The 11,740-nt window shown below is 63.1% G+C and carries 8 protein-coding genes and 1 pseudogene; all 9 read left to right on the top strand.

Annotated features, from left to right (window positions below):
• Nucleotides 1–352 precede the first annotated feature (352 nt).
• The 9 genes and pseudogenes from ACSFE6_RS05525 (at nucleotide 353) to ACSFE6_RS05565 (ending at nucleotide 11,563) form a co-directional block, all read left to right on the top strand.
• Nucleotides 353–2,185: a DUF1302 domain-containing protein gene (locus ACSFE6_RS05525; RefSeq protein ID WP_435426650.1), complete on the top strand. Its 1,833-nt coding sequence runs from the start codon at nucleotides 353–355 to the stop codon at nucleotides 2,183–2,185.
• A 27-nt stretch (nucleotides 2,186–2,212) separates the two neighbouring features.
• The gene (locus ACSFE6_RS05530; protein ID WP_435426651.1) at nucleotides 2,213–3,580 is read left to right on the top strand and encodes a DUF1329 domain-containing protein; all 1,368 of its coding nucleotides are present in this window, start codon (nucleotides 2,213–2,215) and stop codon (nucleotides 3,578–3,580) included.
• A gap of 96 nt (nucleotides 3,581–3,676) precedes the next feature.
• Nucleotides 3,677–3,997 (top strand): annotated as a pseudogene (locus ACSFE6_RS05535) (DUF1254 domain-containing protein); the annotation flags it as partial.
• Between the two features lie 26 nt (nucleotides 3,998–4,023).
• A complete protein-coding gene (locus ACSFE6_RS05540; RefSeq protein ID WP_435426663.1) occupies nucleotides 4,024–4,131 on the top strand; it encodes a hypothetical protein in 108 nt (35 codons plus the stop codon).
• Between the two features lie 200 nt (nucleotides 4,132–4,331).
• Nucleotides 4,332–5,357, top strand: coding sequence for a DUF1254 domain-containing protein (locus tag ACSFE6_RS05545; protein ID WP_435426652.1), 1,026 nt, complete (start codon nucleotides 4,332–4,334; stop codon nucleotides 5,355–5,357).
• 121 nt (nucleotides 5,358–5,478) lie between these two features.
• Nucleotides 5,479–7,281: an acyl-CoA dehydrogenase gene (locus ACSFE6_RS05550; protein WP_435426653.1), complete on the top strand. Its 1,803-nt coding sequence runs from the start codon at nucleotides 5,479–5,481 to the stop codon at nucleotides 7,279–7,281.
• A 144-nt stretch (nucleotides 7,282–7,425) separates the two neighbouring features.
• Nucleotides 7,426–9,537 carry a 3-hydroxyacyl-CoA dehydrogenase NAD-binding domain-containing protein gene (locus ACSFE6_RS05555; protein ID WP_435426654.1) on the top strand — a complete coding sequence of 704 codons (2,112 nt, stop codon included), beginning with the start codon at nucleotides 7,426–7,428 and terminating at the stop codon, nucleotides 9,535–9,537.
• Between the two features lie 65 nt (nucleotides 9,538–9,602).
• Complete coding sequence (locus ACSFE6_RS05560) at nucleotides 9,603–10,787, top strand: acetyl-CoA C-acyltransferase (RefSeq protein WP_435426655.1); 1,185 nt, start codon at nucleotides 9,603–9,605, stop codon at nucleotides 10,785–10,787.
• On the top strand, nucleotides 10,787–11,563 hold the full coding sequence (locus tag ACSFE6_RS05565; protein ID WP_435426656.1) for an SDR family NAD(P)-dependent oxidoreductase: 777 nt from the start codon (nucleotides 10,787–10,789) through the stop codon (nucleotides 11,561–11,563). The genes ACSFE6_RS05560 and ACSFE6_RS05565 overlap by 1 nt, the downstream gene beginning before the upstream one ends.
• The last annotated feature ends 177 nt before the right edge of the window (nucleotides 11,564–11,740 follow it).

Raw genomic sequence — 11,740 nt, forward strand, 5'->3', positions numbered from 1 at the left:
GGGTCCGGTACCCGTCGCCTGAAAGACGCAGCGGGAACCCGGACAAGAATTCGGGCCATCTTCGCGCGCGGGGAATGGGTTACCTATCCGTCATTCGAGGTATTTTCACTGACGGCTGCGTCCATTTGCGATGGAAGGTGCGTGCCAGAGCCGCGCCCCGGCTTGTTACCTTCAGCAACATCACCTCCCCCTCCGCTCCCAACCCACCTCCACCCCCAACCCCAAAACGCCCAAAAAACACGCCAAATAATGCTTTCAGGTAATGCGCAAAATTACCTGATCAGGCAATTCAGGGCTTGGGTATGCCTGCATAGGATGTCCCTTCCACAACATCCTGTAGCAGAGAAACCGCATGACAAAAAAAACAAAGCGCGGCGTCTTCCAGCCCAGTCTGCTGGCCGTAGCGGTAATGGTTGCCACTGGCGCGAGCACTCAAGCTCACGCGGTTGATTTCAACATCGGGGAGATTCAGGGCAGTTTCGATTCGTCGCTGTCGGTCGGCGCCAGCTGGTCGACGGCCGATCCGGACAAGCAGTTCATTTCCAACTTCAACTCCCAGGGCGTCACGGGTGGCGAGTCCGCCTCGCGGACCACCGACGACAACCGCCTGAACTTCAAGAAGGGTGAGACCTTCTCGAAGATCTTCAAGGGCGTGCATGACCTGGAACTCAAATACGGCGACAGCGGCGCCTTCGTGCGCGGCAAGTACTGGTACGACTTCGAGTTGATGGACGAACACCGGCCGTTCTACGACATCGATGACTCGGGGCGTGATCGCGCCGCCAAGTCGTCCGGGGCGATGTTCCTCGACAGCTTCGTCTACCACAACTACAACCTCGGCGATCAGGTCGGCAACGTGCGCCTGGGCAAACAGGTGGTGAGCTGGGGCGAAAGCACCTTCATCGGCAACTCGATCAACAGCATCAACCCGGTGGACGTCGCCGCCTTGCGCCGCCCCGGTGCGGAAGTGAAGGAAGGCCTGATTCCGGTCAACCTGCTCTACGTCTCCCAGGGCCTGGCCGACAACATCACCGCCGAGGCGTTTTATCAGTTGGAGTGGGACAAGTCGGTGGTTGACAATTGCGGCACCTTCTTCGGCAGCGACGGCGTGCCGCAAGGCTGCAACGACCGCTTGGTGGTGGCCGGCCTCGACCTGCCACCGGGCGTGGCCCGCAACACCGGCGGCAATGCAGCCATCGCCGCGGGCACCGACGATGCGTTCATCCCGCGCCTGAAGGACAACGACGCCCGTGACAGCGGCCAGTATGGCCTGGCCCTGCGATGGTACGTGCCGGAGTTCAACGACACCGAGTTCGGCGCCTACGCGATGAACTATCACAGCCGCAACCCGTACCTGAGCATCAACCAGATGACCAGCGCGGCCGGCGGCCTGACCTCGGCGCGCAGCGTGCGCTACTTCATCGACTACCCGGAAGATATCCGCCTGTACGGCCTGAGCTTCCAGACCAACGTCGAAGGCGTGTCCCTTGCCGGCGAAGTCAGCTACCGGCCGAACATGCCGCTGCAATTGAACACCGCTGACCTGCTGTCGGCCGCCACCTTCGGTGCCACGTCGCCGCTGATCACCACCGGTTTCGCCGGCCGCAACCTGGGGGCCGAGGTCAACGGCTACAAGCGCATGCCGGTGACTCAAGCGCAGGTGACTGCGACCCAGTTCTTCGATCAGGTACTGGGCGCCAGTCGCCTGACCGTGGTCGGCGAGGTCGGTTACAACCACATCAACGATCTGGGCAAGGCCGACGGCTCGGATCTGCGCTTCGGTCGCAGCCCGTCCTTCGGCTCCGGCGAGCTACAAGGCCCGGCGGGCGCAGCGACCTGTGCCGGTACGGCCGTGGGCCTGCCCAACGCCAGCAACCCGGCGCAGGAATGCAACGACCATGGTTTCTACACCAGCAACAGCTGGGGCTATCGCGTGCGCGGCAAGCTCGATTATCAGAACGTGATCGCCGGCATCAACCTGTCGCCGAACCTGGCCTGGTCCCATGACGTCGAGGGTTACGGCCCGAACTTCGATGAAGGCTCCAAAGCCGTCAGCCTCGGCGTGGACGCCGATTACCAGAACACCTACACCGCCAGCCTGAGTTACACCAATTACTTCGATGGCGACTTCAACACCAACGTCGATCGTGACTACGTCGCGCTCAGCTTCGGCGTGAACTTCTGACGCAAACTTGCCCGAGGAGCCCGAACAATGAAAACAACAACCCTGCTACGCACCGGCGCATTAACCCTCTCGTTGCTGGCCACCAGTGTCCTGGCCGCTGTTTCCCCGCAGGAAGCCGCCCAGCTGGGCAGCAACCTGACGCCGTTGGGTGCCGAAAAGGCAGGCAACGCCGCTGGCAGCATTCCGGCCTGGACCGGCGGCATCAAGCCTGGCGCGGCGCCCCTTGACCGCGGCTTCCTGGGTGAGCCATTCGCCGCGGACAAACCGCAGTTCGTCATCACCGCCACCAACGCCGAGCAGTACAAGGACAAGCTGACCCCCGGCCAGATGGCGATGTTCAAACGCTATCCGGACAGCTACAGGATCCCGGTCTACAAGACCCAGCGCACCGCCGCCAACCCACCGGAAATCTATGAGATTGCCAAGAAGAGCGCGGTGACCACCCAACTGATCAACGATGGCAGCGGCCTGGCCAATTTCAACCAGACACGTTACTACCCGTTTCCGATTCCCAAGAGCGGCGTCGAGGTCTACTGGAACCACACCAACCGTTATCGCGGCGGCAACATGCTGCGCCAGGCCGCCCAGGCCGCACCCCAGGCCAATGGTTCCTACTCGGTTGTCGAGTACCAGGACGAACTGGCCTTCCCGCAACTGATGGAAGGGGTCGAACCGGGCCAGGCCGATAACGTCCTGTATTACTACAAACAGGAAATCACCGCCCCTTCCCGCCTGGCCGGCAGCGTGGTGCTGATCCACGAGACCATCGACCAGGTCAAGGAGCCGCGCCTGGCGTGGGTCTACAACGCCGGCCAACGCCGCGTACGCCGCGCCCCGCAAATCGCCTACGACGGCCCCGGCAACGGTTCCGACGGCATGCGCACCGCCGACAACACCGACTTGATGAACGGCGCGCCGGATCGCTACGACTGGAAGCTGATCGGCAAGAAGGAGCTGTACATCCCCTATAACAACTACAAGCTGCAATCGCCCAAGCTCAAGTACGACGACATCATCAAGCCGGGGCATATCAACCAGGACCTGACCCGTTACGAGCTGCACCGGGTCTGGCATGTCGAAGCCACGCTGAAACCAGGCCAGCGTCATGTCTACGCCAAGCGTGACCTGTACTTCGACGAGGACACCTGGCAGATCGCCGAAGTCGATCACTACGACGGCCGCGGTCAACTCTGGCGTGTCGGCGAAGGTTATGGCGTCAACGACTACGAACGAGGCGCCGCGGGCTACGCGATGATGGGGATCTATGACCTGATCGCCGGCCGCTACAACGTGTTGGCGATGATCAACGAGTCCAAACAGGCACCGCTGTACGGCAACGCCGCCAAGATGAACGATTTCACCCCGGCTGCGCTGCGTATCGCTGGCGTGCGCTGATCCCCTTCCGGGCGAGCAATGCCATTTCCTCAGTGAAATGGTGTTGCCCGCTCGTTTTTTTTGGGGAAACGGACACTTATCACTGGAGGACACAGGATGAGCATATTTCGCATTTTGGCCGTCACAGGCGCCTTGCTCACGGCCTTTGGCGCTACACCTTCTTATGCCACGACCAGCGACACGCTGACAGTCGACGAAGCCCGGGCGATTGCCCGGGAGGCCTACATTTACGGATTCCCGCTGGTGGACAACTACCGGGTGCAGTATTCGTATTTCGTCGACCGCACCCACCCGGAGTTCAAGGCGCCCTGGAACCAACTGAACAACACCGCGCGGGTGTACACCCCTGACGACAAGGCCATCCAGACACCGAACTCCGACACCCCTTACTCGCAACTCGGCGCGGACTTGCGCAGCGAACCGCTGGTAAGGAAGCCAACTGGCTGCCCACGCCCAATGGCCCGTTCATCATCGCCATGCGCATGTACTGGCCCAAACCCGAAGCCCTCAGTGGCCAGTGGCAACGCCCGGAATTGCAGAGGGTGAACTGAAGACCACCTCCAGACCACAGGGAAACCTGTGGCGAGGGAGCTTGCTCCCGCTTGAGTGCGCAGCACTCACAATATTCATGATGGTCGTCAGATTTTGGGGCCGCTACGCAGCCCAACGCGAGCAAGCTCGCTCGCCACTGGAACGGTACGTCTCAAGTTCCCTTAAATGAACAGCATTACCATCACACGGATGATTTCTCATGCTCAAACACGCTGCCTGCCTGGCCACTGCCCTTGCCCTGATCGCCCCGACGCTTTTCGCCGCCCAGGCCAACGACACGGTGCTGGTCACCACCGACAACTTCGCCCGCGCAGAATCCGACCGCTACTTCAGCGCCGTCGTCGCCCAGGGTGGCTTCGCCCGGTTTCATCATCACCGCACGCCCATGGCCATCGACAAGCAAACCGTCATTCGTCCCAACCGCGACACGTTGTATTCGGCAGCGGTGTTCGATCTCGAGGCCGGGCCTGTCACCATCACCCTGCCCGACGCCGGCCAACGCTATATGTCCATGCAGGTGATCAACGAAGACCATTACGTGACGTCCTTTGTGTACGGCCAGGGCGAATACACCCTCACTCGTGAACAGGCCGGCACCCGCTACGTGATCGTCGGCGTACGCACCTTGTTCAATCCGGAGCAGGCAACAGATCTGGAGCAAGCACATGCCCTGCAAGATGCGATCAAGTCCAACCAGGCAAAGAGCGGTAGCTTCGAGGTGCCGACATGGGACCCGATCAGCCAGAAAGCCGTGCGCGATGCGCTGGTACAGCTGGGCTCGACCCTGCCTGACACACAGCGCATGTTCGGCAATCGCCAACAGGTCGAGCCTGTGCGGCACTTGATCGGCGCTGCGACCGCCTGGGGTGGCAACCCGGAAAAGGATGCCTTCTACCTGACCGTCACACCGACGCGAAACGACGGCCAGACCCGCTACACACTCATGGTCAAGGACGTCCCGGTGAACGCCTTCTGGTCCGTCAGCGTGTACAACGCCAAGGCCTACTTCGAGCCCAACGCCTTGAACGCCTATTCGCTCAACAGCCTGACCGTCAAACGCAACAACCAGGGTGAAGCGGCCATTCAGTTCGGCGGTTGCGACGGCAAAATCGCCAACTGCCTGCCGGTCGCCGAAGGCTGGAACTACACCGTGCGCCTGTACCAGCCACGGGCGGAAATACTCAATGGAAGCTGGACCTTTCCTGCCGCGCAACCGCTGAACTGACACGGGCGGGCCTACCCCAAAGGAGGGGGATAAATGCCCGGCACATCTCTCTATTGTGGACGTCTGTAACGGGCCATGAATCCCATGGCCCAACACTGAACACTGCCTGACGAGAGATGCCATGACTGACCTGCTGCTCAACGAGCGCGAGTTGCGCTTTCAGCTTTACGAGCTGCTCGAGACCGAGGCGTTGTTGCAACGCCCGCGCTACGCGGACCACGACCGTGGTGTGTTCGACGCCTCTCTCACCACCGCCCGCCAGATCGCCGGCGAGCTGTTCGCCCCGCACAACCACAAGGGTGACGCCAACGAACCGACGTTCGATGGCGAACGGGTTCACATGATTCCCGAGACCAAGGCCGCCTGGGATGCCTTTGCCCAGGCCGGTTTCCTCGCCGCTCACCACGACTTCGAGGATGGCGGCCTGCAACTGCCGGAAGTGGTGCTGCGCGCCTGCATGGCTTACTTCAATGCCGCCAACATCTCCACCGTTGCCTATTCCTTCCTGAGCATCGGCGCGACCAACCTGGTGAAAGCCTTTGCCGGTCCGCAGCTACGCGAACGCTTCCTGCCACCCATGCTCGATGGCCGTTTCAGCGGCACCATGGCCCTCACCGAACCGGGCCAGGGGTCGGCACTCGGCGACTTGCGCACCACGGCACGCCCGGCAGAAAACGGCACCTACCGTATCTTCGGCCAGAAGATGTTCATCTCCGGTGGCGACCATGAACTGACCGACAACATCGTGCACATGGTGTTGGCCCGGATCGAAGGGGCGCCGGCCGGCACCAAGGGCATTTCGCTGTTCCTGGTGCCCAAGTTCCTGGTGAATGCCGACGGCAGCGTCGGTGCGCGCAACGACGTGGCGCTGGCCGGCCTGCTGCACAAGATGGGCTATCGCAACACCACGTCCACCGTGCTCAGTTTCGGTGAGCACGACGGTGCCGTGGGCTATCTGGTCGGCGAAGCGCATCAGGGCCTGAGCTACATGTTCCAGATGATGAACGAAGCCCGCATCGGTGTCGGCCTCGGTGCCGCCAGCCTCGCCTATCAGAGCTACATCCACGCCCTGGACTACGCACGTGAGCGCCCGCAAGGTCGCCTGCCCGGCAACAAGAACCCGGCAGCACCCCAGGTACGCATCGTTGAACACGCCGATGTGCGCCGGATGCTGCTGCAGCAGAAAGTCTATGCCGAGGGCAGCCTGGCGCTGTGCCTGTACGCCAGCAGCCTCGTGGAAGACGCCCACACCGCCGCCACGGCACAGGAACGCACCAACGCCGCCGAGCTGCTCGACGTGCTGACACCGGTGGTCAAGAGCTATCCCTCGCGCTACGGCCTGTTGGCGTCCGAGATTGGCGTTCAGGTGCTCGGCGGCGCCGGTTACACCCGCGAATACCCGCTGGAGCAGTACTACCGCGACAATCGCCTGAACCCGATCCATGAAGGCACCGAAGGTATCCAGGCGATTGACCTGCTCGGTCGCAAACTGGGAACGCGCGGGGGTGACGGTTATCGACTGTTCATCGCCGAAGTGCTCGCTACCCTGCTCGTCGCCAACGACGACAGCCATTGTGCGCCGCTCGCGGCACTGCTGGCCGATGCCTTGGGCGTGCTCGAGCACGTCACCGCCAGCCTGCAGGCGCAGGTGTTAGCCGATGCCAATCTCGGCATGGCCAATGCCACGCCTTACCTGGATATTTTTAGCCGCGTGGTCGTCGGCTGGATCTGGCTGCGCCAGGCCTTGCTCGCCAGCCGGTCCCTGGACGCCGGGGCCACCGGCAGCGATGTCGACTTCTACAAGGGCAAGTTGCAGGCCGCGCACTACTTCATGACCTGGGAGCTGGCATCGCTCGAGTCCCAGGGCCGTCTGCTGACAGACGCCAACCATGTCGCCTACTACATGCAGGACAGCTGGTTCTAGCGAACCTTCGCAGGAGCGAGCCTGCTCGCGATGGGCCGTCACATTCAACATATTTATCTTTGTTGACTGACAGGGCCCTATCGCGAGCAAGCTCGCTCCTACAGGTACTGCGGCAGCCCTTACAACAATAATCAGGAAAGCATCATGAGCAATCTGGTCACCTACCACGTCGAAGACAATCTCGCGCTGATCGGCCTGGCCTCGCCTCCGGTCAACGCACTGGGTCAGCCCCTGCGCGCGGCCATTCTGCAAGCCTGTGACCGAGCCGCCAGCGACCCTGCGGTGTCGGCGATCATTGTGCACGGCGAAAACGGCTTGTTTTGTGCCGGCGCCGACATCACCGAGTTTGGCCTCCCGGCGTCCTTTGCAGCCCCTTCCCTGCCCGACCTGCTGGTGCACCTGACGAGGATCGACAAACCGCTGATCGCCTGCATCGGCCGCTTCTCCCTCGGTGGCGGACTGGAATTGGCCCTGGCCTGCGGCTACCGCATCAGCGCGGCCAACGCCCGCCTCGGCCTGCCGGAAATCAACCTGGGCCTGCTGCCCGGCGCGGGCGGCACCCAGCGTTTGCCACGGTTGATCGGTGCCGAACCGGCACTGGAGATGATGATGTCCGGTCTGCCGGTCAGCGCCGAGCGTGCCCTTGAGCTCGGTCTGATCGATCGCTTGGTCGACGAGGGCGAAGCGCTGCTCGAAGGCGCACGCCGCTTCGCTCGGGAATTGGTTGGTGAGGGTGCGGCGGCACGTCCCATCGAACGTCATTCCAACCCGGCCGCCGATCTGCCCGATGACTTTTTCACTCGCTATCGTGCCACTCACGAGCCTCGCTGGAAAAATCGCCTGGCACCGCGCCTGGTGCTCGCGGCCGTCGAATCCGCCTGCGTGCTGCCGTTGAGCGCGGGACTCGAGCGTGAAGTCGCCCTGTTCAAGGAAGCCGAAGCTTCATTGCAATCGGAGGCCTTGCGCCATGTGTTCTTTGCCGAGCGCGAAGCGGGCAAAGTGGCTGGAGTCAGTGCCTCCACAGCGTTGCGCCCGGTCGCCAAAGTCGCGGTAATCGGCGCGGGCACCATGGGCGGCGGCATCGCCATGAACTTCGCCAATGTGGGCATCCCGGTCATGTTGCTGGAGCTCAAGCCCGAGGCCCTTGAGCGCGGGCTCGGGCAAATCCGCAACAGCTACGCCATCAGCCTGCAACGCGGCAAGCTGACCCAGGCCGAGCTGGACCAGCGCATGGCCTTGCTCACCGGCACACTCGACTATGCCGACATCGCCGAGTGCGACCTGGTGATCGAGGCGGTGTTTGAAAGCCTGCCGATCAAACAGCAGGTGTTCCGCACCCTGGATGAGGTGTGCAAACCGGGCGCGATCCTGGCCAGCAACACCTCCACCCTGGATGTCGACGCGATCGCCGCCGTGACCCGCCGGCCGCAGGATGTGATCGGTCTGCACTTCTTCAGCCCGGCCAATGTCATGCGTTTGCTGGAAGTAGTACGGGGCAAGCTCACCGCGCCGGACGTACTGGCGACGACGCTGAAACTGGGCAAAGCCATTGGCAAGATCCCGGTGGTGTCCGGCGTGTGCTTCGGCTTCATCGGCAACCGCATGCTCGAACCCTATTCCCGCGAAGCCCATCGCATGGTGCTCGAAGGTGCTACACCGGCGCAGATCGACCAGGTGTTGACGGACCTGGGCTTGGCCATGGGCGTCATGGCGATGCACGACCTCGCCGGGATCGACGTCAGCTTCCTGGTGCGCGAATCCCGTCGTGAAGCGATTGCCCACGACCCGAGCTACTGCCGGATCGCCGACGAACTCAACGCCCTCGGCCGCTTCGGCCAGAAGACCAAGCGTGGTGCGTACATTTATGAAGGCCGCGAGCGCAAGGAAGACTTCGAAGTCATTGCACTGGCCGAACGCATTGCCGGGGAACTGCACATTGCGCGCCGGCCAATCTCCAACGAGGAGATCCATGATCGCTGCCTGTTCATGCTGATCAACGAAGGTATCCAGTTGCTCGACGAAGGCATCGCCGAGCGCAGTGGCGACATCGACCTGGTGTGGATCAACGGCTACGGCTTCCCGGCCTGGCTCGGCGGTCCGCTGCACTATGCCGAGCAGATTGGCCTGGAGGCCGTGCTCGATGGCATTCGCCATTACCGCAAGGCGCTCGGCGAATACGGTGAGATGTGGTTCCACCCTGCCCCCTTGCTGGAGCGTCTGGTCGCGGCCGGCAAGAGCCGCATCGAACGCCTCTGATCCAAGGATTCGAGCCTGACCGGCCCCACCGTGGGCCGGTTCTCCCTCCCGACAGGAACAACCCGATGAAAGAAGCCGTTATCCTTTCCACCGCCCGCACGCCGATCGGCAAGGCGTTTCGCGGTGCCTTCAATGTCACCACCTCACCGACCATGGCCAGTTTCGCGATTCGCGCCGCCGTGGAGCGTGCCGGCATCGAAGCCGGCGAAATCGAAGACCTGGTAATGGGCACCGGCATGCCCGCCGGCACAGCCGGTTGGAACCTGGGTCGCATGAGCGCACTGGCCTCGGGCCTGCCATTGACCGTCAGCGGCCAGACCTTGGACCGCCAGTGCGCTTCGGGCCTGATGGCCATCGCCACGGCCGCCAAACAGATCATGGTCGACGGCATGCAGGTGACCGTGGGCGCCGGCCAGGAACACATCAGCCTGGTGCAGAACCGCCATATGGAATGGGTCGGCAGCCAGCACGACGAAGGCGTGCTGCGCAACGTCCCCCTCGCCTACATGCCGATGCTGCAAACCGCCGAGCTGGTCGCCAAGCGCTACGGCATCAGTCGTGAAGCGCAAGACGCCTACAGCCGGCAATCGCAGCAGCGCACGGCCGCCGCGCAACGGGCAGGCCTGTTCGCTCATGAGATCGTCCCAATCACGGTCACCAAACAGGTGGTGGACAAAGCCAGCGGTGCGGTCGGCCATGAACAGGTCAGCCTGAGTCTCGATGAAGGCAACCGCCCGCAGACGGTCCTTGAAGACTTGAGCAAGCTCAAACCGGTGATCGCTGGCGGCTGCATCACTGCCGGTAACGCCAGCCAGTTGTCCGACGGTGCCAGTGCCTGCGTGTTGATGGACGCGCGCCTCGCCGAACAGCGCAACCTGCAGCCGCTGGGCCTGTATCGAGGCATCGCGGTAGCGGGTCTGGCGCCCGAAGAAATGGGCATCGGCCCGGCACTGGCCGTGCCGAAACTGTTGAAGCAGCACGGGCTGAAAGTCGATGACATCGGCCTCTGGGAACTCAACGAAGCCTTTGCCTGCCAGGTGCTTTACTGCCGCGACAAACTGGGCATCGATAACGCCAGACTCAACGTCAATGGCGGCGCGATTTCCATTGGTCACCCCTATGGCATGAGCGGTTCTCGCATGGTGGGTCATGCGTTGCTGGAGGGAAAACGCCGTGGCGTGAAGTACGTCGTGGTCACTATGTGCGTCGGTGGCGGCATGGGTGCGGCCGGCCTGTTCGAGGTGTTGTGATGGACGTATTGAAGCGATTTTCCCTGGCTGGCAAGACAGTACTGGTCACCGGTGCCTCCAGTGGTATTGGCGCACATCTGGCGCGAGTCGCCAGCGCTGCCGGGGCACGTGTGGTGCTGGGTGCCCGGCGAGTGGAACGCCTGCAACAGCTCGCGGACGAGATCCGCCAGATAGGCGGTGAAGCGTTAGCCGTCGCGCTGGACGTCACCGATCGGAACAGTGTCGAAACCGCATTTGATCAGGCCGAGGCCACTTTCGGGGTGGTTGACGTGGTGCTCAACAATGCCGGTATCGGCAATGGCCAGCGCGTACTGGAAGTCAGCGAGGCCGACTGGCACGCGATGCTGTCGACCAACCTCGACGGCGTCTGGCGCGTTGCCCAGTGCGCGGCGCAACGGCTGGCCAAGGCGCAGCGCCCCGGCAGCATCGTCAACATCGCCTCGATCCTCGGCCTGCGCGTGGGAACCGGCTACAGCCACTACTGCGCGGCGAAGGCCGGGGTGGTGCAACTGAGCAAATCCCTGGCGCTGGAACTGGCGCGCTACGGGGTGCGGGTCAATGCCATCGCCCCGGGTTACTTCAAGACCGAAATGAACGATGCGTACTTCGACAGCGACAAGGGCCAGGCCTACATCCGCGACATCGTGCCGATGCGTCGACTGGGCAGCCTGCAGGAACTGGAAGGCCCCTTCCTGCTCCTGGCAAGCGAAGCCGGCGCCTTCATGACCGGCGCGGTGCTGGCGGTGGATGGCGGGCATCTGGTGGGGAGTCTGTAGGTGCGACCGCAGGTTTGACGCTCAAGGAAAATCAAACCTGTGGGGGGGGGGGGGGGGGGGGGGGGGGGGGGGGGGGGGGGGGGGGGGGGGGGGGGGGGGTGGGGGGGGGGGGGGGGGGGGGGGGGGGGGGGGGGGGGGGGGGGGGGGGGGGGGGGGGGGGGGGGGGGGGGGGGGGGG

It is taken from the genome of Pseudomonas baetica (genome assembly GCF_051216495.1).
In the GTDB taxonomy this organism is placed as follows: Bacteria; Pseudomonadota; Gammaproteobacteria; order Pseudomonadales; family Pseudomonadaceae; genus Aquipseudomonas; species Aquipseudomonas baetica_B.

Bases quoted from the DNA above. Each gene is read 5' to 3' on its own strand.
- ACSFE6_RS05530 (WP_435426651.1), top strand. From the start codon at position 2,213: ATGAAAACAACAACCCTGCTACGCACCGGCGCATTAACCCTCTCGTTG.
- ACSFE6_RS05550 (WP_435426653.1), top strand. From the start codon at position 5,479: ATGACTGACCTGCTGCTCAACGAGCGCGAGTTGCGCTTTCAGCTTTAC.
- ACSFE6_RS05555 (WP_435426654.1), top strand. From the start codon at position 7,426: ATGAGCAATCTGGTCACCTACCACGTCGAAGACAATCTCGCGCTGATC.
- ACSFE6_RS05545 (WP_435426652.1), top strand. From the start codon at position 4,332: ATGCTCAAACACGCTGCCTGCCTGGCCACTGCCCTTGCCCTGATCGCC.
- ACSFE6_RS05565 (WP_435426656.1), top strand. From the start codon at position 10,787: ATGGACGTATTGAAGCGATTTTCCCTGGCTGGCAAGACAGTACTGGTC.
- ACSFE6_RS05560 (WP_435426655.1), top strand. From the start codon at position 9,603: ATGAAAGAAGCCGTTATCCTTTCCACCGCCCGCACGCCGATCGGCAAG.
- ACSFE6_RS05525 (WP_435426650.1), top strand. From the start codon at position 353: ATGACAAAAAAAACAAAGCGCGGCGTCTTCCAGCCCAGTCTGCTGGCC.